We start from the raw sequence: 23,361 nt of genomic DNA on the forward strand, positions 1-23,361 counted from the left end.
ACTATGCCCTTGCACTTTTTTCTTGAACTTGCTTGATGAAGTATTTAGCATGCTCTACTGGTATATCTGGCAAGATACCATGACCTAGGTTAAATATATGTGGTGTGCCTTTCATTACGCTTAAAATTTCATCTATGCCCTCATCAATAGCCCTTTTACTGTAAAGGCGAGTTGGCTCCATATTTCCTTGTAAAACATAGCGTGGGCTTAGGTCTGACTTTGCAAGGTCGATAGGCGTACTCCAATCCACTCCAAAAACATCAAAATTCCCGCTTATCTTATCTAAATATCCGCTTATGCCTTTTGGAAAGACGATGACTGGAAAGTCTGGAAATTCTGCTTTTATGGCATCTACTATGCGCAAGATGTAGCTCCAGCTAAACTCAAAGAAGGCACTCTCTTCAAGTGCAGCCGCCCAGCTGTCAAAAATTTGTATCGCATTTACGCCAGCTTTTATCTGCGCCTTTGCATAGCCGATACAGACTGTTGTGACCTTGTCTAAAATTCTATGCAGTAGCTCAGGATCGCTGTATAACATCTTTTTGCAGATCGCGTAAGTTTTTGTACCTTGTCCTTCTATCATATATGTAGCTAGCGTCCATGGCGCACCCAAAAAGCCAATGAGTGCCTTGTCGTTAGCCAAATTTTGTCTAGTTAAGCCTATTGTATCATATACATAGCTGAGATTTTTAACCGCAAGTTCGCTGTCTAGCTTATCAAGATCAGACTGCGTTTTTATCGGTGCGTCAAAGACAGGACCTTCGCCTTTTATAAATTTTAGCCCCATGCCCATTTCAAGCGGTACTACAAGGATGTCGCTAAAAAGTATAGCTGCGTCAACGCCTAAAATTTCTACAGGCTGTATAGTAACCTCACTTGCTTTTCTGTAATCTTTGCAAAGACTTAAAAAGTCACCGGCTTGGGCTCTTACTGCCATATATTCAGGTAGATAGCGACCAGCTTGTCGCATCATCCAAACAGGAGTGTATGGGGTTGGTTTTTTTAAACATGCGTCAATAAATATCATAAATTTCCTTTTTTGTAAATTTTAGTGATGACCTTTGTGCAGGAAGTAAAGTCCTATACAAAGTGCTAGGATCGAACCAGCAAGATATAACATCTCAACTGGCGTAGTAAAGTTTGTATGCAAAACTCGCTGGAAAAAATTTACGATTAGCACCATTACGATAACTTTTGCGAGTTTATCTTTTAGCTCATCAAGTGAATGCACCTCTAAGACATTTAAATTTCGGCTGTCTTTTAGCTCTTTTATTGGGCTTATGAAAAGCTCATAAATGCCAAAGCCAAAGATAAAAAGCACAAGTGCCATAAGATAAAGATCTATCGCTCCAACGATTGCTCCAACCACATCTGAGTGGAAATTTTCAGGGTGTATGCCTTTAAAAAAGTAAGCATAAATATCGCCAAAAACGACGATAACATCGTAGCTTGCGATGATAAAGAGCACTATTGCGCCCAATATACAAAAAACTACTGGTAAGACGGTAAACATATTACTCGCCAACATCAATCTCTCAAACAAACTCTTTAACATTTTTTTCCTTAGTAGTTTAAATTTTTCTAAAATTTTTAGATTAGTTGATCAGCTCTCTCTCTCTCTCTCTCTCTCTAAATACTCGCTACTTTCGACATCTCTTTGGAGATTTTTTATGATACTTGAAAGCTTAGTTTTGTTTATTTGCGGTGAAAGTGTTCTAACATAAGATTTTAGTCCGCCTAGCTCTTTGCTTATCTCGCTAAAGATAAACAGCCTGCTATCGACACTATATCTGATCCTAGCCTCATCAACATCAAGTATGACCTTATCCATCTCAAAGCCAGCCGCATTTTCATCGATAAGAACCGCGCCAAATGGCTTTTCTTTAAGCTCTTTCTCAAATTCATCAATGCTATTTGCCACAGTCAGATACTCGCTAAATTCTTTAAGTGCACCAGCGAAAATTTTGTTTTCTAATGGTGTTTTTTTGTAAAGCAGGATATGTTTGTTTGTCTTTTCTAGGTTGCCTTGCTTTTTAAAACTTTGGATATTGTCGATGTATTTGGTTAGAATTTGTTCAAGCTCTTTGCCAGCCATCGGTTTTTTAATGGTGCTATCAAACATCTCAATCGTTTGTTGCGATAAAAATTTGCTCGTATTGGAGATCATTGCTATGATAGGCGTTTTGAAATTTGGGTTTTCATCTTTTATGCGTTTTATCGTCTCAGCAACATTTGTATTGGTTAAATTTATGCTTGTAAATATTATAGTAAATTCATTCTCACTTTGTGTGCTTAAAAGCTCAAAGTTGTGCGCTATGGTTAAGTTAATGTTATAGTTTCTAAATGCAAACTCGGCAAATTTTACACTTATACCATTATCTTCGATAAGTAAAATTTGTGGTTTTGATAGGCTAAATTTAACGCTTTTTAGCTGAGAGCTTGTTTGCATAAAAGATAAAATTCCAAGTGGCGTTAGTGGATCTTTTATTTTTATTAGATTTTTTAAAGCAGAGCTTACCTCATGCTCATTGCGGGTAAAGACTATGTCGTAGTCGTGTCCAGCAAGTAGTTTTGTATCATTTACAAAGCTTTTAAATTTAATGCCAAGACCGTCCATGGTTCGCTTGAAAAAGTCGTTGTATTCTTTGTTGTTATCCTCAATAAAAGCAACATTTTTTGTAAATTTATCATAGAGCGACTCGCGAACATTTTTGATACGAAGCCTAAGTGTAAAGAAAAATTCATTTCCAACATTTGGAATGCTTTTGATATTTAGCTCAAGTCCTATCATTTTTAGGTATAAATTTGCCATCGATAGCCAAAAGTCGCTGTAATTAGCAGTAAGCAAGCGGTTTTTATCCGTGTCTAGGATGGTTGCTATCTTTGCTTCACTCATTGGCTTAGCATCATTTTTAACACTTACTAAAATTTGAGAAACATCACTACTTTTGGTAAAATCAGCTGGTTTTATCTCAACATAGAGCTTTGAGTAGGCGTTACACTGGGCTGTTGCACCAAAGATGAAGCCAGAGATGATGGCTATTATCTTACTTTCATCGCCTTCAACTTCATTTTTAATAGACGGATCGATGTAGGTTGCGTAGTTTATGTGCCTTTTTTCTATCTCGTAGATATTTGCCTCAAGAGCCTTTTTAAAGGTTGATTGCGGGCAAAATGTACTTGTTTCGCAAACAAGGTTTTCTTGCTTGAAATTTGCTATCTTGCTTAAGTTTTCTATTATGAGATGTGTGGCTGAGAAATTTTCTTCGATAAGATTTATCGCCTTAATGCACTCAACATCTTTTAGCTCTTTTTTAAGAAAGGCTAGGGCTTGAGAATTTTCTTTTAAAAGCAGTTTGTTCTTCTTTGCTATGTGTGTCATATAGTTATTTTTTAACCTATTTAGACCTTCTACATAGCTCTTTTCATCTTGTAGCTCTTGAGTGATGTCGCTTAGTATATTTATGATATCTGCATGCGAGTCATCGTCTGATTTTATATTAAATCTATGTTTTGCTTCATTTGTAGCCTCTTTGATTTTTTGGTATCTTAACATGTCCTTGTAGACGATGGAAAATTTATACATAAAGAGTAGCGAAAGCACCGTAAAAAGAAATAGCAAGAGCTTGGTGTTGTTTATGTTTTCTTCATTTGAGCTTAAGAGATTTTCATCTATGACATCAGAGATTTTGGTTAAGAGTGAAGTCAGGTAAATTTTTAACCTGTATAACATTATGATATCTTTTTCTATTATGACTTGCTCTTTGGCAACAAAATTTTGTCTAGCACTCTCAAATTCTTCAAATAAATCTTTGGCGTAGTTTTTTTCCGTTATAACTAAAATTTTTGCATTTATCTCATCATTTAGTAAAGCTTGTCTTGAAATTTCAGCCAAATTTTCCATATCAAGCCAGTCAGAGATAATTCTTTTATTTGGCGCAGTCTTGTTTTGCAATGCATCCAGTATAAAATTTCTATTATCAATCATTTTGGCAATATGGTTATGTATGGATGTGGTTGATAAAATGTAAGTTTTATCTTGGATCGATATAGAGTCTGATTTTGCAAAGGTTGAGTAGTTTTGCAGTATTTTGTTGTTTAATGTCTTATCAAAATTTATAAAAACTGCACTGTATTTTATATTTCCCTGTTTGATAAATTCTCTAGCATTTGCTAGCTGCTCTACCATCGATGTAGCAAGCTCTTTGTTTGTTAGATGCTCTATCTTTTCATTGACCTTATCTCTTATTTTTTTAACGATATCATTTTGTAAAACTATATTTTTATCTCTTGCATCTATGATGGCTCGTCGCTCAATAAAAAGTTCTCGCATTATATCTTTGAGTACGATTTGCTCTTTTAAATTTGTGCTTATTTCTTTTAAGTCTATTAGTTTTATAGCCTGATGATATGTCCCATAGCTAAATGTAAGGATAGCTAGGGCTATTGGCAGGAGCAGGAGATATTTTTTCATTTTCTGTCCATTTGTTGTTGTAATAAATCAGCCAGTGAGTTTATACACTCTCTGGCGCTTATAAGTAGGTCGTTGTAGCTTGTTGTATTTGCATTTAAAAGCATGTTGTAAATTTCTATCAATGGCGTTATATGAAGGTTTTGCGCTAGCTCTTTTAACTTTGCAACAACTTTTCTTACCATAGTATAGTCGCGTACGGTCATCAAATTTTGTAACGTGATGTCGATTTTATTTGCGCTTTGGACGAAAATTTTAAGATATTGCAAAAATTCATCTCTTGTAAGGGTGAGCTTTAAATTTGCTTGCTCTAGCCACTCTAGGTTTATGGTTATGTTTTGTTGTTTTAGGCTTTGTTTGTTTTTAAATTCACCAAATATCATTGGCAGTCGCAACATACTAAGAGTTGCGCCATCTTTTGTGTTTATCTCATCGTCAAACATCCTATCTTCAAGCCGTAAGTCAAGCTCGTAAAGCTTGTTTGATTGCTTGTGAGAAATTTCATTGACGCTTAAAATAACAACTAAAAGCTTGCCACTGCGTGAGCGTATATGTACTTTTTTGCTGTGAGATGATAGTGTGAGTATATGCTCGATAATGCTTTGTTTATTATCATATCCTACCACAAGCTCGCCTATGTCTTTGTGGTGTTGCAAAAATTCAGCAAGGCTTGAAAATTCTAAAAAGTCAAGAGCCTTTTCGCCCATTCCTAGGATGTTAAAATTTTCATCATATATTATCAACTCTTGTTCCTTTTAGCGCTTGAATCTTTTGCGCAACGCTTTTGTTTGTAAGCTTTGCTATCTCGTCAAAATTTGCGCTATAAATTGTATCAAAACTTCCATAAAATTTTACTAATTTTTCTATGCTACCAGCCGAAACTCCAGCCTGAGCGAGCTTTGAGCTTGCAAGATCTTTTTTTTGTCTTGTTTTTCGGTGAAAACTTATAGCAAAACGATGACTTTCGTCACGAAGTTTTTGAAAAAATTGTAGCTTTTTATCATCAGTGCTAAGGCTAAATTTGCCTTTTATGGTGTAAATTTTATCTTTTGCAAAACCTTTTGCACGATGTGCTTTGCTGTCTATTTTTTCCTTTGAGATGGCTATGATGTCAACATTTGCCCCGATGCTTGCTAAAATTTCATGTGCTAACCTTAGTATCGCCTCTCCGCCATCAAGCAGCCAAAGATCAGGTGCGGATAGTTTGTCAAAACGCAAAGCTCTTGCCGTAAGACTTTCGCGCATTTGATCATAATCATTCTTGCTTTGCAGGTGCATGTGTCGGTAGTTTTGCTTTGCCCATTCTCCGTTTTCGTATCGTATCATGGCACCAACATTTGCCTCACCAAAAAGGTGTGAGTTGTCAAAAGCTTCGATAACATAGGGCATGTGTTCAAGCTCAAAGTAGCTTTGTATCTCAGATAAAAGCTCGTTTTGGCTTGTCTTGCGGTGTTTTTGGATGTTTATTTGCGCATTTTTGGCAGCTACTTCGCAAATTTTACGCTTTTCGCCTATTTTTGGTGTTTGGATATTAAATTTTCTAGTGTTGTGTCTTGTATTTAGGATATTTTCTATTATGCAACTATCTTCAAACTCATCAAGAGTGTAAATTTTTGTGCTTACAAATGGTTGCTCTGGTGTAAAGCTTTCTAAGATTATTTGCTTATATGCCTCATTTATAGCGTTTTCATCAAGCTCTTTTGCCGCTGTGATAACGCTTTTTACTCCATTTACTCTTCCGCTTTGCACGCTAAAACGCACAGCGCAAAGCAAGTCATTTTCGCCCACAACAGCGTATGCTTCAAAATCCTCAAGCTTTGCAAGATCGACCTCGACTTTGGTATTTAAACTCTTAATAGTCTCTATTTGATCGCGAACCACAGCAGCTTGCTCGTAGTTTTGCATCATAGCAAAGCTACTCATCATCTCTTTAAGTCGCTTTATTAATAAATTTGGATTTTGCAATGCTAAAATAGCTTCTTTTACTATATTAGCGTATTCATCAGTAGAGATTTTGCCTTCGCAAGGGGCTTTGCAGCGACCTATTTGATGAAATAAACAAGCTTTTTTGCCTTTTAGGCACGAGCTTTTTTGCACTAAAGCAAAGTTTAGATATAACCCATCAAGTAGCTCTCTTGCGCCGCTAAAATATGGTCCAAAGTAGCGTATATTTGTCCCTTTTATGATCTTTCTTGTTATCTCAAAACGAGGGTAATCATTGGCTAAATTTATATAAATGTATGGGTATGTTTTATCATCACGAAGCAAGATGTTGTACTTTGGTTTTAGCTGCTTGATAAAGGAATTTTCAAGGATAAGTGCGTCTGCTTCTGAGTTTGTGACGATGTATTCAAGTCTGGCAGTTTGGCTTATCATTTTAGAAATTCTCATGCTAACTTTTGGGTTTGGAGCAAGTTTTGGCGTAAAACAAAAGTAGCTTTTTACTCGTTTTTTTAAATTTTTTGCTTTGCCTACATAAAGTAGGCGATTTTGCTCATCAAAATACTCATAAACGCCAGGCTCGTTTGGTAGAGTTTTTATCTGGTCAATTAATGCCATTTTTTGCCTTTATAATGGCTCTTAATGCTTCAAATTTCTCATATAATTTTTCATCTTTGCAAGAATTTTCAAACTCACCTTTTGCTCTGAGAGATCTAAAAATTTGTGTATTTTGTTGTGTTTGTTGAGGTTTTTTTACTCCATGTAAAACAAAAAATTTTATGTGATTTATGTCCTCAAAAACAGATATTTTTCCATCATTTTTTGCTTTTGTGGCTATAATCTTTAATAAGCTTTTTATGCTAATTATATTACTATTATGCCTTAGTTCTTGTAGTGCAAGAGGGTGCTTTAGAGCACAATGTAGTGTATCGCCGCTAACATAGCAAAATGCTATTAAATTTCTATGATGTGGTTGCATTACTTTTAACAAACATGCGTATTCGCGGGCTTTGCTTAAGTTTTTATACAAAGGATTTTTATAAATATGTTCAATCAAAATTTTAGCTTGTTTCATAAGCTCATTTTATCATTTTTTGTCTTAATTTTTCTCGCTGGTTGTGGATATAAGGCTCGACCTTTTTATGATGAGGCGCCTGAAAAAAAGAGTAAAACCGAGACGATAAATAAAATTTAAATAAAATTTAGCTCTTTTTAAGTAAAATATCACAAATTTTAAAAATTCCAAGGAGAAAAGATGAAAATTCTTTCACTTATGTTGCTGATGTTCTCAGCTCTTTTTGGCTCTGGCGGCGAGGTTGGTGCGATGCCCGATCTTACAACTACATGGGTAGGTATACTATGTTTTATCGTGTTTTTGATCGGATATTATTTTATCGCTGCGGAAGAGGTTTATCATATAAATAAAGCCAAACCAGCGCTATTTATAGGCACTTTTATGTTTGTGCTTATAGGAATTTATATGGTTGTAAATGGCATGGATGTTCATCCGCTAAATCATGAAGTAAATCATCTAATCCTTGAAATAGCTCAGATAGTATTTTTCCTAACGGTCGCGATGACATTTATCGAAGCTCTAATTGACAGAGATGTCTTTAACGCCTTAAAATACAACCTTGTATCAAAAGGATATAGCTACAAAAAACTATTTTGGCTAACTGGTGTTATCGCGTTTTTCTTAAGTCCAGTGGCAGATAACCTTACTACTGCACTCATTCTTTCGACCGTTCTTTTAACTATCGACCGAGAAAATAAACCATTTTTGGTCTCTGGCGCTATAAATATCGTGGTTGCAGCAAATGCTGGTGGCGCGTGGAGCCCTTTTGGTGATATAACTACACTTATGGTTTGGGCTGCTGGCAAGGCTCCATTTGTTGACTTCTTGGCGCTTTTTCCTGCTTCTATCATAGGCTGGGTGCTTACAGCGTGGCTACTTTCGCTTAGTGTTCCAGAGGGAAGCCCACACTTTGACCCTACCACAGAGCCAAAGGTCGCTATCAAAAGAGGTGGCAAAGTGATAATATATCTTGGTATTTTTACTATCATTTGTGCAGTCTTAGGACATCAGCTTTTCCATCTTCCAGCGATGTTTGGCATGCTTTTTGGTATGTCTTTACTTGGAATTTATACATATATCTTCAAGAAAATTTACAAAGAAGAAAAACCAATCAATTTGTTTCACTTTATGTCAAAGATAGAAAATGATACGCTGATGTTCTTCTTTGGTATCCTTTCTGCTGTTGGTGCACTACATTTTCTTGGGTTTTTGGACTATCTTATCAAGCTTTATGATGTGTTTGGACTTTCGGCGGTTAATATCGCAGTTGGCTTTGTTTCAGCTATCGTGGATAATGTTCCTGTTATGTCGGCAGTTCTTAAGTCAAACCCACAAATGAATTTAGATCAGTGGCTACTTGTTACTCTAACGGCAGGTATAGGTGGTTCGATGATAAGCTTTGGTTCAGCTGCTGGTGTTGGTGTTATGGGTAAGCTAAAGGGAATTTATACATTTGGTGCCCATATGTCACAAGCTTGGAAGGTCGTCGCTGGATATATACTTTCTATCGTGGTTTGGTATATTCAATTTGAAATTTTAGGATTGTATTAATGAAAAATGCAGATATTGTTGTTTTAGATTTTGGTTCACAATACACCCAGCTAATAGCTCGTCGACTTAGAGAGCAGGGCGTTTATGCAGAAATTTTGCCTTTTAACGCAAAGCTTGAAGAGATAAAAGCAAAAGCACCAAAAGGTGTTGTACTTAGCGGCGGACCTGCTAGTGTTTATGCTCAAGATGCTTACTTTTGCGATAAGGGTGTTTTTGAGCTGGGCGTTCCTTTGCTTGGAATTTGTTATGGTATGCAGCTTTTAGCACACACAAACGGTGCAAAAGTTGAGGCTGCAAACAAAAAAGAGTATGGCAAGGCAGAGCTTAGCGTTTCTGGCACACATCCGCTTTTTGATGGCACACCAGCTAAGCAAATCGTTTGGATGAGCCACGGAGATGTTGTCCTTGAGTTACCAAAAGGTTTTAACTCCCTTGCGACAAGCGAACACTCGCCGTTTTGTGCCTTTGGAGATGAGACACGCAAATTTTATGCACTTCAGTTTCATCCAGAGGTTCAGCATAGCGAGTTTGGAACACAAATTTTAAGAAATTTTGCAAAGCATATTTGTGGCTGCGAAACAACTTGGAACATGGGAAGCTTTGCTAAAGATCAAATGGCAAAGATCAAAGAAAAAGTAGGCTCTGATAAAGTGCTTTGTGCGGTTAGCGGAGGTGTTGATAGCTCTGTTGTGGCAGCGCTTTTAGCACATTGTATAAAAGAGAATTTAATCGTCGTTTTTGTTGATAATGGACTTCTTCGTACAAACGAAAGAGCGCAGGTTGAAAATACATTTAAAACTCGCCTTGGCGTAGATCTTATAACTATTGATGCGAGTGAGCTATTTTTAGGACGCTTGGCTGGCGTAACTGATCCTGAGAGAAAGCGAAAGATCATAGGCGAGACATTTATCGAAGTTTTTGACGCAGAGGCTAAAAAGCATACAAATGTCAAATATCTAGCGCAAGGTACGCTTTATACTGACATCATAGAAAGCTCTGTTGTTGGTGCTGGCAAAACGATAAAAAGTCACCACAATGTAGGTGGCTTGCCTGAGTGGATGAAATTTGAACTCATTGAGCCGTTAAGAGAAATTTTTAAAGATGAGGTGCGTGCACTTGGGCTTGAGCTAGGGCTTAGTCGTGACTTGGTTTTTCGCCATCCATTTCCTGGACCAGGGCTTGCTATACGCATAATGGGCGAGGTAAATAAGCCAAGCCTAGAGCTACTACGCAAAGCTGATGTTATACTTCGTGACGAGCTAAAGAGCACTGGTTGGTACGAAAAGACTTGGCAGGCATTTTGTGTGTTGCTGAATGTAAATTCTGTTGGTGTGATGGGAGATAACCGTACTTATGAAAATGCTGTTTGTATCCGCGTGGTTGATGCTAGTGATGGTATGACAGCGAGCTTTTCACGACTTCCGCATGATTTGCTAGAAAATGTAAGCCGTAGAATAATAAACGAGGTTGATGGCATAAACCGCGTTGTTTACGACATTTCAAGCAAGCCACCTGCAACTATAGAGTGGGAATAGGCTTATCTTTTAGGGTGACTACTTGTCATCCTAAAATTTTATAATGATAGTTTTATATAATGACAGAAAATTTAACACATCCTTTTGAGCCTATTTTTAATGAAAATTCTCAAATTTTAATACTTGGCTCATTTCCTTCCGAAATTTCTCGTAAATATGGTTTTTACTATGCAAATAAAAGAAATAGATTTTGGAAAATTTTAGCTGAGATTTTTAGCGAGCCGGTACCACAAAGCGATAGTCAAAAGTGTGACTTGTTATTAAGAAATAGCATCGCTATATATGATGCGGCGCTTAGTTGCACCATAAAAGGCTCACTGGATGCTAATATGAAAAATGTAGTTCCAGCTAATTTAAGTGAAATTTTTGCAAAGTCAAATATAAAAGCAGTCTTTGCAAATGGCACAAAAGCTTATAAGATTTGCCAAAGTTTTCATAATCAAGCCATCATAAAAGCTACTGGCAAGAGTGCTATAAAGCTACCATCAACAAGCCCTGCAAATACTAGATTTAATTTTGAAAAATTACTAAAAGAGTGGGAGCAAATTGTAGGTTAAAAGTAATAAAAATGGAGGGCAAGAAATATCAAAGAAAATGCAAATCTAGTACAAGCTTGCCCATAAAATAGGGCAAAAGAGCGATCACTCGCCCTTAAACCAGCCTGCTATCTTCTCAAAAACACTTTTATTAGCGGCCGTGCTTTCGCCACTTTTTACGCCAAAGCTCTCTTGAAGTTTTTTTAGAAGCTCTGCTTGTTCATCACTGATATTTTTTGGATATTGTATAGAAATTTGCACAACAAATCTACCAAGACGCTTTGAATTTACATCCTTTACGCCTTCATTTTCAAAGACAAACTGTTGCTTATCCTTTGCGCCAACTGGAAGCTCAAGCTCTTTTGAGCCACGAAGAGTCGGGATAATTAACTTTTCGCCAAGTGCTGCTTGTGTAAAAAATACAGGAACATCAACATAAATATCATTATTATGCCTTACAAAATGCTCATCTTCTCGCACCCTAATAAGCACATATAAATCCCCTTTTCCCCCACTTGGCATTATATTTCCAGCATCTGCTACACGCATACGCATGCTGTTATCTATGCCTTCTGGGATAGTGATTTTGAGACTTTGTTTATGTTCTTCAAAGCCACCACCTTTACATTTAGGGCACTTTTCTATTGCCATTTCACCACTACCATGACAGTATGGGCACTCTTGTACAAAGCTCATAAAGCCTTGTCTTTGGCTTATCCTACCGCTTCCACCACAATGCTTACAGGTTGAAATTTTCCCATCTTTTGCACCTGTTCCATGGCAAGCACTACACGCAGTTTTATTTTTATACTCAACCTCTTTTTCGCAACCAAAAACTGCTTCATGAAAGTCAATAGTAAGCGAAATTTCGATATCAGCTGGGTATTTTTCATTGCGTCTAGTTCGCCTTTTGCTAGAGCCACCAGCTCCACCAAAACCTCCAAAAAACGATTCAAATATATCGTTTATGTCAAAATCCGCGCTAAATCCACCAAATCCACCAGCTCCATTTAAACCATCTTTTCCATATCTGTCGTATGTTTCACGCTTTTGTGGATCGCTTAGTACTTGATAGGCTTCATTGACCGCTTTAAATTTTTCTTCGGCATCTTTATCGCCTTGATTGCGATCTGGATGATATTTTAATGCAAGTTTGCGATATGCTTTTTTCAGATTCTCGGCACTTGCATTTTTGCTAACTTCTAAAATTTCGTAGTAACTTTGTTCCACATTTCCCCTTTAACTTTTTTGTAACTCTTGTTTTATCTCATTTAGTACCGCTATGCGATCTCTTGTAAGCGGGTGTGTTCTAAATAGCGTACTGAAGGTGCTTGCAAGCTGTCCAAAAGGGTTTATGATAAACATATGTGCTGATTGAGGGCTTGCATTTTGCATTGCATAGTTTTTGGAGTAGTTTTCTAGTTTTTGTAGTGCACTGGCTAAATTTTCAGGCTTTTTAGTCATCATCGCTGCACCCTTATCTGCCTTATACTCTCGCTCTCTTGAGATTGCCATTTGTATGACTGTTGCTGCTAGCGGTAAAATAACAGCCATAACTATCGTAGCCATACCGCCGCCTTGTCTGTTGTCATCGCGATTTAGCATGCCAAACTGAGCCATATTTGCAAGCATGGCTATTGCCCCTGCTATTACAGCGGCTATGGAGCCAGTAAGGATGTCATAGTGTTTTACATGGCTTAGTTCGTGAGCTATAACCCCTTCTATCTCATCTTTATCAAGTAAATTTAAAAGTCCTTCAGTCACTGCTACTGCGGCGTTTGAGTGGTTACGACCTGTTGCAAATGCATTTGGGGCTTGCTCTGGTATGATATATACTTTTGGCATTGGCAAATTTGCTTTTTTGCACAACTCACGAACTATCTCAAACAATCCACTCGCATTATTTTCATCAACTTGTACGGCTTTGTAGCGCTTTAAAACTAGCTTGTCACTGAAAAAATAGCTAAAAAAGTTCATTCCAAGAGCCATCAAAAAAGCTATCATCATGCCTTGCTGACCAGCTATCTGACCACCTGCAAAGACAAACAAAAATGTAAGTCCGCCCATTAATATCGCAGTTTTAAAAATTTCCATTTGTCACCTCCATAAATTTTAGCCTGATATTATATCAAAATTTTAAATTTTATCTCACTTTTATAAAAACGAGTGTTTAAATTTGCGTAGATCGTAAATTTTATTTAAGTTAGTGCTTGCTTGTAAATCGCTGTATCAACCTCAAGCTCGGCTAAATTTTCAAGCTCACTATCAGTTTTTATAAAACAGGCGATTTTGCTATCAAAGAGATAAAACTGTGCTAGTTTGGCGATATTTTTAGCTATATTTTTTTCGCAAATAATAATTTTTGCCCCAACTGCATTTGCTATAATAGCCTCGCTTATACTCGTACAAATCAAGCCAAACTCAACCTTTTTTTTCTGGGCTACCCCTATCAAATTTTCGTCAAAATTTATAACACAGTTTTTGCAAATATCTTTTTCATATTTTACAAATTTTAGTGGCTCATAAGGCACGAGTGGATGTCCTATTAGCTGCATTTTAACCCTTTATGCATTCACGGCAGATAAATTTGCCATTACTTAATACTGCTTCTTTGCTTGCAACAAAGGTACCACACTTTTCGCACTCAACGAAATTTTCAATCTCTTTGTTTGTCCCATCTTTTTTTCGTAAAATTTTAAAAAACACAACATAAATAACGACGCCAACGATGATTAGCGTTAAAAATTTTCCTAACATATCCCATCCATTACTACATAATTTCTATTTTTTTCATTGTAAATTTCTGCTTTTAGCCCTGTCAGCTCATCGCTTACGCTTGAGCCTTTATAAAGCAAAAATTTTGTTTTTTCATCATAAAATCCATTGCATAGATTTATAAGATCTTTTGTTTTCATCAACGCCCTTGAAGTGATAAGTTCAGCATGAAATTTCTCTGCAAGTTCGATTTTTTGGCTGTGAATGACTAAATTTTCTAAGCTCAAACTAGCCTTTACAAAGCTTAAAAAAGATGACTTTTTTATATTTGGCTCAAACAAATGCCATTTACAATCTTTTAAAATCATAGCTAAAAAAATCGCTGGAAATCCAGCCCCAGAGCCAACATCTATGGCGATTTTTATATCTCTTAGATCTAGAAAATCAAGTGGTTTTATACTATCTTGGACTTGTTCGTTTAAATTTTTGTAATTTGTCAAGCTATGGACTTTGTTAAACTTAACTAAAATCTCACTAAATTTAGCCACATTTTGACTAAAATCACTTGGAATTTTCATCAAGCATGTGTCCCATTTGTTCTTTTTTTATACGCAAATAATCCTCATTATATTTGTTTGGCTCGATGATAATCGGCACTCTTGATACTACCTCTACGCAACTTAGGCTCATTAGTTTAAGTGGGTTGTTTGTGAGTAAATTTATCTTTTTTATACCAAAATCTTTGAGTATAAAATCAACAATCTCATAAGTCCTCTCATCGGCTTTAAAGCCAAGCTGATGGTTGGCTTCTATGGTGTCAAAGCCCTTATCTTGCAGGGCGTAAGCATTTACTTTGTTTAAAAGCCCGATATTTCGCCCTTCTTGACGCAGATATATGACCATGCCACCGTGTTCTTGGATATATTTTAGGCTTGCTTCAAGTTGATCTCGGCAGTCGCATTTTAGGCTTCCCATCGCATCGCCGGTCAAGCACTCTGAGTGAATTCGCACATTTACCACTTCGCCAAAAGGCTCTTTATATATCGCCATATGCTCTTTTGCACCTTCTTTAAAGGCTTTTATCTTAAACTGCCCAAATCTTGATGGCAGGTTTGCTATATTTGAAAATTCAATATTCATAAAAATTTAACTCCTGTTATGTTAAACTTGGTAAAATTGTATCAAAAATAAGGAAAAAATATGTTTAAACGATTTAGAAGGCTAAGAATCAACCAAAATTTAAGACAGATGATAAAAGAGACCACGCTAAATACTTCCGATCTTATCTATCCGCTTTTTGTTGTGCCTGGAAATGGGGTAAAAAAAGAAATTTCATCAATGCCGGGCGTTTTTCAAATGAGCCTTGATGAAATTTTAAAAGAGTGTGAAGATGTTGTAAGGCTTGGTATTAAGTCTATTATACTGTTTGGAATCCCAGCCACAAAGGATAGTATCGGCTCGGACGCACTTAGCGATGATGGTATCATAGCGACTTCTTTAAGGGCGATAAAGGCGAAATTTCCAGAGCTTCTTGTCATTACAGATCTTTGCTTTTGTGAATACACAGACCACGGGCATTGTGGGATTTTAGACCATGCGCATGAGACTGTTGATAACGACGCCACACTTGAAATTTCAGCAAAACAGGCTTTGATACATGCCAAAAATGGTGCTGATATGATAGCTCCAAGCGGAATGATGGATGGTATCATAGAGACACTTAGAGCGACCCTTGATGAAAATGGATATGAAAATTTGCCTATCATGAGCTATTCGACTAAATTTGCTTCTGCATACTACGGACCTTTCCGTGATGTGGCTGAGAGTGCACCTAGCTTTGGCGACAGAAGAAGTTATCAGATGGATAGTGCAAATAGGCTAGAAGCGATAAATGAGAGTTTGCAAGATGAGGCACAAGGGGCGGATATATTGATGGTAAAGCCAGCTTTGGCGTATTTAGACATCATCAGAGATATTAAAGAAAGGACTTTGCTACCGCTTTGCGTGTATAATGTGAGCGGGGAGTATGCCATGCTAAAAGCTGCTGCAAAGGCTGGCGTGATTGATTATGAGCGAGTTATGATGGAGACTTTGATAGGATTTAAGAGGGCTGGAGCAAGCCTTATCATAACCTATCACGCCAAGGAAGCGGCTGAAATTTTAAAAAGATAGGGGTTTGTTTGACTGGTAAATTTTGTTTTTATAAAATTTAGTTTTTACAAGCTATTTGTGCTAAATTTATTTAAAAACAACGAAATTTGCTTTGTGATACTTTGCCTTACTTTTTTAAGAAATTTGAAAATTTGGGAGTAAAAATGCGGCATTTTTTAACACTTGATGATTTTACTAGGGACGAAATAAATGAGATTATTAGCCTTGCATTTAAGATAAAAAAAGAGGCAAAAGAAAGAAATTTTAAACCATATCTAAAAGATCAAAAACTAGCGATGATATTTGAAAAAAGCTCGACTAGAACGCGTGTGAGCTTTGAAGTTGGAATGTATGAGCTTGGCGGAATGGCTATGTTTTTATCAAAAAATGATATACAAATCGGTCGCGGAGAGCCGATAAAAGACACGGCAAGGGTGATTAGCAGGATGTGTGATATGGTGATGGCTCGCGTAAATAGCCACGATACATTAAGCGAATTTGCTAAATTTTCATCTGTGCCAGTTATAAACGGACTAAGTGATAAATTTCATCCAGTTCAGCTTATGGCGGACCTTATGACGGTGTTAGAGCATGGATTGGAGGTAGCAAATATGAGTGTGGCTTATGTGGGCGATGGCAACAATATAACTCACTCATGGCTCATGCTTGCATCTAAGCTTGGTTTTGAGCTAAAAATCGCCACGCCAAAGGGCTATGAGGTGGATGGCAAAATTTTGGCTCGTGCAATGAAAAACACTGAGAGCTCAGGGGCTAAAATCATCATCACAAATGATCCAAAAGAGGCGGTTAAAGAGGCAATAGTGGTAACGACTGATACTTGGATTTCTATGGGGCAAGAAAGCCAAAAAGAGCAACGCATAAAAGACTTTGCTGGTTTTTGTGTGGATGAAAATTTGATGAGTCTAGCAAAAAAGGATGCGATATTTTTGCATTGCTTGCCTGCTTATCGTGGATATGAGGTTAGTGAAGATGTGTTTGAGGCTCATGCTGATGAAATTTTTGATGAGGCAGAAAATCGCTTACACGCTCAAAAGGCGATAATGGTCTGGCTTGATACGAAGAGAAAGTGAACATATGAGTAAGAAAAAAAGCACATACGAGCAGATCGATGAGATAAGCGCATCGCTTGGATTTGGAGATGATGAGAGAACGATATTTGAGATAGTTCCAGCAAATAGCCCAAATGAGCGCTGTTTAAGCCTAAAAAGCGGCTCTTGGGATGGGGCTGAGCCTTGGTTTGGTATAGATGAGAAACAAAATTTACACACTATGGTGTCGGTCAAATCGCTAATGACATTACTTGAAGCCCTGAAACACACACAAAAAGAGAATTTTGACTTACGACTTGAAAAGACAATATGGCAAAATGTTCCGATTGATTTTGCTGATGTTTGGGCTGTGGCGATGGATGAGGTCAAAAAGATTTCAAGGCAAAATAATGAGCATGAATTTGGCGTTGATCTTGAAAAACTTTTAAAGGGTATCAAAAAAGAGCACCCAAATTTGTTTGTGGATATGAAAGAGATAATGAAATTAAGGAGAGCAAGAAATGATTGACTTTGACGCCTATGTGAAATACTCACGCCCCGGACCAAGATACACAAGCTATCCAACCGCCTTAGAGTTTAGCCAAAATTTTAGCTATGAAAGCTATGTTAATGAGTTAAAAAATAGAGATAAATCTCGCCCACTTTCACTTTATTTGCACCTGCCTTTTTGTCGCTCTGCCTGTTATTTTTGCGGTTGCAATGTTATTTATACAAGCAAAGAGGATAAAAAGGAGAGATATATCGATTATATCGCAAAAGAGCTTGAAATTTTATCTACCCATCTTGATTGTAGTGCTCCTGTTTTACAGCTTCATTTTGGTGGCGGGACACCGACATTTTACAACGCTTCTCAGCTTGATCAGATTATAAAGCTCATAAAAGCGAAGTTTAAAAATTTTAGTCCTGAGGCTGAAATTTCGTGCGAGATTGACCCTAGGTTTTTAAACGAGGATCAGATAAAAGTCCTAACTTCACATGGCTTTAATAGGGTTAGTTTTGGTGTGCAGGACTTTAACGAAAAAGTACAAAAAGAGATACATAGAATCCAACCCTATGAAATAACTCAAAATGCAGTAAATTTAGCCCTGAAATACGGCATAAACTCAATCAATATGGATCTTATCTATGGACTTCCTTATCAAACACTTCAAAGCTTTCAAACTACGCTAGATAAGGCTCTTACGCTAAATCCAGATCGTTTGGCTGTGTTTAACTACGCTCATGTGCCTTGGATAAAAAAATCAATGCGAAAATTTGATGAAACTACGCTACCAACTCCGCGCACTAAGCTTGAAATTTTAAAATACACGATAGAGTTTTTTACTCAAAATGGCTATAAAATGATCGGTATGGATCACTTTGCAAAGCCAGATGATGAACTTTTTGCAGCCCTTGCAAATGGGACTTTGCATAGGAATTTTCAAGGATACACGACAAAGGGCGGGGCTGATTTAATAGGTATAGGAGTAACGAGTATCGGCGAGTGTGTTAGACATTATGCACAAAATCACAAGGATATGGACGAGTATGAAAAGGCTATTGATAGTGGGTTGTTGCCTTACTCTCGCGGAGTGCTTTTAAATGATGAAGATTTATTGCGAAAAGAAGTTATAATGAATTTGATGAGCAATTTTGCTCTTGATATATCAGATATAGAAGCAAAATTTGCTATCAATTTCAAACAACATTTTAAAAATGAGCTAGAAGAAGCTAAAGTTTTTAGCGAATTTGTCGATATAAACGATACTAAAATACAGGTAAATCAAACGGGTGCTATGCTTATACGCAATATAGCTATGTGTTTTGATGAGTATATGGTAAAATTTAAAGATAGTAAAAATAGCTTTTCTAAGACAATATAAGTCGTTTTTTTTTTAAAAACATTTACTTTTTTTAAAAAATATTATATAATCGCATAAAAGTTAAATAAAACTAATCTAAAAGGAAAAGGATTTTGTTATGAAAAAAGTAGTATCAGCGAGTCTGTTTGCAGCGATAGGTATAGCAACTATGGCTAACGCTGAAGATAGCATATATAGGATATATGTTGGCATGTTTGGTGGAAACAGGGATGAGGCCGTTATAGAAAGACTAGCAAGCACCATTAAGGCAAAGGTTGGCGATAGTGCAAAATTTGATGTTGTCGACAGCTACATAACAGACGCTCAACAAAAGGTACTTTATGTTGATACTAAACCAGCTTCAAGAGCTCAAGCTGATGCTTTGGCTGCAGAAGTTAAACAGGCTACGGGGTATAATGATATTTTTGTAAAACCAAAAGTCGGCACAAATCCAGTCACACAAACTACTAAAGTTGATACTCCAGTAGTAGCACAAGAAAGTATGCAGACCCCAACAATGGAACCAGTTGCACAAACTGCAGAAGTTCAAGAGCCTGCGGTGTCTGGAATTTTAACAATTAGAGAAGCAGCACAAAAAGTTCTAGCTGAAAACCCAAAAATAAAAGAGTCAGAGTATAGTTATTTTCAAGTAGGAAAAGACCTTAAGATAGCAAAGAATGCTTATTACCCGACACTTGATCTTCAGGGGTCAGTTGGCTATGAAAGAAGAGCGCAAGACGATGGTTTTAGACAACCAAGAAGAAGCGGAGACGGTAGAATCTCAAATGCCAGTCTTACTTTGGTTGAAAATTTATATAATGGCGGTGCTGATAAAAACCGTATAAATTCACAAAGTGCGCGCCTTGACTCAGCAGCTTATACTATAAACCAAACTGCTGATAGACTTATATTACAACTTGCAAATGCCTATCTTGAGCTACTTCATACCAAAAAGATAGTAGATATAGAAACTGAGACTGTAGCATCGCATGAGAGAATTTATAATCAAATCAAAGACCGTGCGGCTTCAGGCTTTGGTGTAGCATCAGAAGAGAGACAGGCCGGTTCTCGCTATACACTGGCACAGTCAAATTTGATCGCAGCACAAAATAACTACGAAGATGCGATTACGACTTTTGAAAAGCTCTATGGACAAAAAGTTGATGCAGATTCTCTTGTAATGCCTGATTTTAACCTTCCGTTGCCAAATAGCGAAATGGAACTACAAGATAAGGCTTTAATGTGTAACCCAGCATTGTTAGTGCAAAGAGCAAATATAGCGATGGCTGAATCTGTTATTAAGGAAAAAAATGCCCCATTCTTACCAAAACTTGATCTAGAAGTTTCTGGTAGATATGATCACTCTACGGTTTTATACGATAACTATGAAGATAAGGCATTTGATACACTTTTAAGACTAAGATATAACCTTTATAACAAAGGCATCGATAAGCTAGACAAAGAAAAGAGCCAGCTAGCTACTTCACAAGAGCAACAAACACTTGATGTTTTAACAAGAGACCTTAAAGAGAGCCTTAAATTTACATGGCAAAACTACAACTTAGAGCAAAAGAAAATGGCTTATTTAAATGAGCATGTTGAGTATGCTAAAGCTACGCTTGACTCATATCAAGATGAGTTTAGAATAGGTCGCCGTGACCTTATAAACTTGCTTGATGCTGAGACTGAATACAACACAGCACTAAAAGAAATTCTAAATACTGAAGTAGCTATCCGCTATGCTCAGTATAGAATGCTTGATAATATGGGTATGCTATCTGATAGCTTTGAGCCAGGTTTTGGTAGAAAGTATATTCAGGGTGCGTGCTCTATAGAAAACGACTTAAGATAAGTTAAAATATGACCCTGAGTAAGGTCAAATTTTTATCATGGGCGGTGATGTCAGCCGCCTTTTTGTTTATATTGGCATTGCATGCGCAAGATTATATTGCGTCGCATATACTAACTCAGCTTGAAAAAAGCTATGGGGATGCCGCTAGAAGAAGAGCTGTGGCATTAAATTCTATGATGAACTCTATCGCAAATGCGAGCGAGAGAGATAAGCTTACTAGGGTTAATGACTTTTTTAACTCGTTTAGATGGGCGGATGATTTGAGTGTTTGGGGTCAAAAAGATTATTGGGCAACTAGGACTGAATTTATCGGTAAAGGCGCTGGCGACTGCGAGGACTATGTTATAGCCAAATACTTTACTCTCAAACAACTTGGAGTATCTACAAGTAAGATGTATTTTACCTATGTAAAGGCGCTAAAATACAATCAAGCTCACATGGTATTATCATACTATGAAACATCAAAATCAATCCCTCTTGTTTTGGACAACATTAACGGAAATATCAAACCAGCAACTCAAAGAACTGACTTAGCGCCAGTTTATAGTTTTAACGGTGATTCGTTGTTTTTGGCAAAACAAGAAGGATTAGGACAGGCTGTTCCAGGTGGAAATAAGAAAAATCCAAAATGGCTAGAGCTGGTTGATAAAATGAAAAAAGAGGGACTATGACACTTTTTAAACAGATAATTTTTGCTATCATTACTTTTAGTATTGTTGTTTTTGTTTCAGTTGGGTTTTTAAATTTTAAAAGTCTTGGCAATTATATTGAAACACAGCTTGGCACAAATGCTCGCCATACAGCAAATTCACTTGGACTTTCTATTAAGCCAGTAATTGATCCAAACGATCTTTCTATGGTAGAGGTTATGGTAAATTCTATGTTTGATAGTGGTTATTATCAAGAGATTAGCTTAAAAGATATAGACGGAAATGTTTTGGTTGAGAACAAACAGCCGCTAAATGTTTATGGCGTCCCATCTTGGTTTATTAACCTAGTTAAGCTTGACGCGCCTGTGGCAGAATCTGAAGTTATGGCCGGGTGGAGTAAATTTGGAACGCTTTATGTTCAAAGTAGTACAGGTTTAGCATATCAGGAGCTTTATACAAGCTTAAAAAATATCATTTATACATTGCTTACTATATTTGGTGTAGCTTTTGTATTTACACTATTTGGCTTACAGGCACTCTTTTCTCCGCTAAAAAGCATCCAAAAACAAGCCGAAGCGATACTTGATAATAAATTTATTATACAAAACAAACTACCTTTTACTGTTGATCTAAAACAGATGGTTATGGCGATGAATACCATGGTTGGAAGGGTAAAAGATATCTTTGATAGAGAGTCTCAAACACTTAATAAATACCAAGAGCTTCTTTATAAAGATGGTATGACTGGACTATTTAATAGACGATATTTCCAAACAAAGATAAGTGAATTTTTAGGAAGCGAGGAGTATTCTAGTGGCTCTTTGATTGTAATCAGCTTAAAAGAGCTTACGGCGCTTAAAAATACCCTTGGTTTTGAAAGCTGGAGAAAACTCTGTATCGAAATTTCAGACTCTATAAATTCTCAAACTCAAGCACTCAAGCACTCAACCGTTTTAGCAAGGCTAAATGATAATGACTTTGCTATTATCGTTCCCAATGTTGCCTCTTTTAGCTTAGAAGATTTTGCCAAAAATAGCTTAGATGATATAAAAGAGATTTTTGCTAAAAATACTACCACTGAAAGCGAAGAGTGTTTAGTGCACACAGCACTTGTGGATTATAGTAGCGAAAGTAGCTTAAAAACACTTCTTACTACGGCTGATGTTACGCTTGCTAATGCAAGACTTGGTGAAAATTTTGGTTATAAAATTTATCAAGAGAGTAAAAATACAATGATACTTGGTAGGGAGCAGTATAAAGAGCTGATTAACAAAGCTATGAATGAAGATAGGTTTAAATTTGCTGCCCAAAAAGTTACTGATGGAGATGATAAATTTATCCAGCATGAGTTATTCTTGCGTTTTGTTGATGAGAGCGGAAAGTGGCAGATGGCGTCATATTTTATGCCAATGGTAAATGAGCTAAATATCAGTGTAGATCTTGATATTTATATACTTAATCGCGTTGCAAATATGCTTGCAAAAGGCGAGCTTCCAGATACTCCAATAGCTATAAATTTAAGTAAAGAGACGCTTTTGGCTGAGCCTGCCCGTGAGCTTAAGCTAGAGCAAGCACTTAAGCAAATTTCAATGCACGCAAGACAGAAAATTTATGTGGAAGTTCCAAATAAAGATGATATTAGCTCGCAGGCTATCATGGGTCTTGTTAGTAAGTTGCATAAATTTTACTTTGGACTTGGGCTTGATCATTTTGACTTTAGTGAAAAAAGTATGGCAAAGCTACAAGATATTAACCCAGAATATATCAAGATACAAGCTGGAAATATCATTGACTTTTTAAGCGGTAGTGAAGGTGAACATACCAAAAAGTCGCTTGAAGTTATAGCCCAGTCAAAAGGAATGAAGATTATTGCTATCGGAGTTGAAAATGAGGAGCAAAAGCAAAAACTACTTGACCTAGGTATAACAATTATGCAAGGAATTTATATAGATGATACTAAAAATATTGGATAA

At 36.8% G+C, this 23,361-nt stretch carries 22 protein-coding genes; 10 read left to right on the forward strand and 12 right to left on the reverse strand.

Annotated elements, in window-relative coordinates:
• Nucleotide 1: 1 nt before the first annotated feature.
• Genes hemE through LQV35_RS06600 form a run of 6 tightly spaced genes read right to left on the reverse strand, consistent with a single transcriptional unit; the run spans nucleotide 2 to nucleotide 7,487 of the window.
• The gene (gene hemE, locus LQV35_RS06575; protein ID WP_230057082.1) at nucleotides 2-1,027 is read right to left on the reverse strand and encodes a uroporphyrinogen decarboxylase; all 1,026 of its coding nucleotides are present in this window, start codon (nucleotides 1,025-1,027) and stop codon (nucleotides 2-4) included.
• Between the two features lie 21 nt (nucleotides 1,028-1,048).
• Complete coding sequence (locus tag LQV35_RS06580; protein WP_230057083.1) at nucleotides 1,049-1,555, reverse strand: YqhA family protein; 507 nt, start codon at nucleotides 1,553-1,555, stop codon at nucleotides 1,049-1,051.
• Nucleotides 1,556-1,603: 48 nt separating this feature from the next.
• Complete coding sequence (locus tag LQV35_RS06585; protein WP_230057084.1) at nucleotides 1,604-4,474, reverse strand: response regulator; 2,871 nt, start codon at nucleotides 4,472-4,474, stop codon at nucleotides 1,604-1,606.
• A complete protein-coding gene (locus tag LQV35_RS06590; protein WP_230057085.1) occupies nucleotides 4,471-5,214 on the reverse strand; it encodes a hypothetical protein in 744 nt (247 codons plus the stop codon). The genes LQV35_RS06585 and LQV35_RS06590 overlap by 4 nt, the downstream gene beginning before the upstream one ends.
• Entirely contained in the window at nucleotides 5,201-7,030 is a 1,830-nt protein-coding gene (gene uvrC, locus LQV35_RS06595) for an excinuclease ABC subunit UvrC (RefSeq protein WP_230057086.1), read from the reverse strand. Before uvrC ends, LQV35_RS06590 begins: the two co-directional genes overlap by 14 nt.
• Complete coding sequence (locus LQV35_RS06600) at nucleotides 7,017-7,487, reverse strand: hypothetical protein (protein ID WP_230057087.1); 471 nt, start codon at nucleotides 7,485-7,487, stop codon at nucleotides 7,017-7,019. Before LQV35_RS06600 ends, uvrC begins: the two co-directional genes overlap by 14 nt.
• Before the next feature lie 180 nt (nucleotides 7,488-7,667).
• Between LQV35_RS06600 and nhaD the strand changes: the two genes are divergently transcribed.
• From nhaD to LQV35_RS06615, 3 genes are read left to right on the forward strand one after another with little or no spacing between them, the layout of a single operon-like run.
• The gene (nhaD, locus tag LQV35_RS06605; protein ID WP_230057088.1) at nucleotides 7,668-9,038 is read left to right on the forward strand and encodes a sodium:proton antiporter NhaD; all 1,371 of its coding nucleotides are present in this window, start codon (nucleotides 7,668-7,670) and stop codon (nucleotides 9,036-9,038) included.
• Complete coding sequence (gene guaA / locus LQV35_RS06610) at nucleotides 9,038-10,573, forward strand: glutamine-hydrolyzing GMP synthase (protein ID WP_230057089.1); 1,536 nt, start codon at nucleotides 9,038-9,040, stop codon at nucleotides 10,571-10,573. Before nhaD ends, guaA begins: the two co-directional genes overlap by 1 nt.
• Before the next feature lie 59 nt (nucleotides 10,574-10,632).
• Nucleotides 10,633-11,130: a DNA-deoxyinosine glycosylase gene (locus LQV35_RS06615; RefSeq protein ID WP_230057090.1), complete on the forward strand. Its 498-nt coding sequence runs from the start codon at nucleotides 10,633-10,635 to the stop codon at nucleotides 11,128-11,130.
• Between the two features lie 84 nt (nucleotides 11,131-11,214).
• Here the strand turns inward: LQV35_RS06615 and dnaJ are convergent, their stop codons facing one another.
• From dnaJ to ribA, 6 genes are all read right to left on the reverse strand, one after another.
• A complete protein-coding gene (gene dnaJ / locus LQV35_RS06620; RefSeq protein ID WP_230057091.1) occupies nucleotides 11,215-12,339 on the reverse strand; it encodes a molecular chaperone DnaJ in 1,125 nt (374 codons plus the stop codon).
• Nucleotides 12,340-12,348: 9 nt separating this feature from the next.
• Nucleotides 12,349-13,203, reverse strand: coding sequence for a zinc metalloprotease HtpX (gene htpX / locus LQV35_RS06625; protein ID WP_230057092.1), 855 nt, complete (start codon nucleotides 13,201-13,203; stop codon nucleotides 12,349-12,351).
• Between the two features lie 104 nt (nucleotides 13,204-13,307).
• Entirely contained in the window at nucleotides 13,308-13,664 is a 357-nt protein-coding gene (locus tag LQV35_RS06630) for a hypothetical protein (protein ID WP_230057093.1), read from the reverse strand.
• A 1-nt stretch (nucleotide 13,665) separates the two neighbouring features.
• Nucleotides 13,666-13,866, reverse strand: a complete 201-nt coding sequence (locus LQV35_RS06635; protein ID WP_230057094.1) for a PP0621 family protein — start codon at nucleotides 13,864-13,866, stop codon at nucleotides 13,666-13,668.
• Nucleotides 13,860-14,402, reverse strand: a complete 543-nt coding sequence (gene rsmG, locus LQV35_RS06640) for a 16S rRNA (guanine(527)-N(7))-methyltransferase RsmG (RefSeq protein WP_230057095.1) — start codon at nucleotides 14,400-14,402, stop codon at nucleotides 13,860-13,862. The genes LQV35_RS06635 and rsmG overlap by 7 nt, the downstream gene beginning before the upstream one ends.
• Nucleotides 14,386-14,964, reverse strand: a complete 579-nt coding sequence (gene ribA, locus LQV35_RS06645) for a GTP cyclohydrolase II (RefSeq protein ID WP_230057096.1) — start codon at nucleotides 14,962-14,964, stop codon at nucleotides 14,386-14,388. Before ribA ends, rsmG begins: the two co-directional genes overlap by 17 nt.
• 60 nt (nucleotides 14,965-15,024) lie before the next feature.
• Here ribA and hemB point away from each other — a divergent pair, with 60 nt between their 5' ends.
• The 7 genes from hemB to LQV35_RS06680 all read left to right on the forward strand — a co-directional run bounded on the left by hemB (nucleotide 15,025) and on the right by LQV35_RS06680 (nucleotide 23,361).
• Complete coding sequence (gene hemB / locus LQV35_RS06650; protein WP_230057097.1) at nucleotides 15,025-15,996, forward strand: porphobilinogen synthase; 972 nt, start codon at nucleotides 15,025-15,027, stop codon at nucleotides 15,994-15,996.
• Between the two features lie 143 nt (nucleotides 15,997-16,139).
• Nucleotides 16,140-17,066 (forward strand): ornithine carbamoyltransferase, encoded by a 927-nt coding sequence (gene argF / locus LQV35_RS06655; RefSeq protein WP_230057098.1) that lies wholly within the window; start codon nucleotides 16,140-16,142, stop codon nucleotides 17,064-17,066.
• A gap of 4 nt (nucleotides 17,067-17,070) precedes the next feature.
• A complete protein-coding gene (locus LQV35_RS06660; protein ID WP_230057160.1) occupies nucleotides 17,071-17,553 on the forward strand; it encodes a DUF2603 domain-containing protein in 483 nt (160 codons plus the stop codon).
• Nucleotides 17,546-18,907 carry an oxygen-independent coproporphyrinogen III oxidase gene (hemN, locus tag LQV35_RS06665; protein WP_230057099.1) on the forward strand — a complete coding sequence of 454 codons (1,362 nt, stop codon included), beginning with the start codon at nucleotides 17,546-17,548 and terminating at the stop codon, nucleotides 18,905-18,907. Before LQV35_RS06660 ends, hemN begins: the two co-directional genes overlap by 8 nt.
• A gap of 97 nt (nucleotides 18,908-19,004) precedes the next feature.
• Complete coding sequence (locus LQV35_RS06670; RefSeq protein WP_230057100.1) at nucleotides 19,005-20,738, forward strand: TolC family protein; 1,734 nt, start codon at nucleotides 19,005-19,007, stop codon at nucleotides 20,736-20,738.
• Between the two features lie 47 nt (nucleotides 20,739-20,785).
• A complete protein-coding gene (locus LQV35_RS06675) occupies nucleotides 20,786-21,409 on the forward strand; it encodes a transglutaminase-like cysteine peptidase (RefSeq protein WP_230057101.1) in 624 nt (207 codons plus the stop codon).
• On the forward strand, nucleotides 21,406-23,361 hold the full coding sequence (locus LQV35_RS06680; protein WP_230057102.1) for a bifunctional diguanylate cyclase/phosphodiesterase: 1,956 nt from the start codon (nucleotides 21,406-21,408) through the stop codon (nucleotides 23,359-23,361). The genes LQV35_RS06675 and LQV35_RS06680 overlap by 4 nt, the downstream gene beginning before the upstream one ends.

The organism is Campylobacter suis (genome assembly GCF_905120475.1).
In the GTDB taxonomy this organism is placed as follows: Bacteria; Campylobacterota; Campylobacteria; order Campylobacterales; family Campylobacteraceae; genus Campylobacter_A; species Campylobacter_A suis.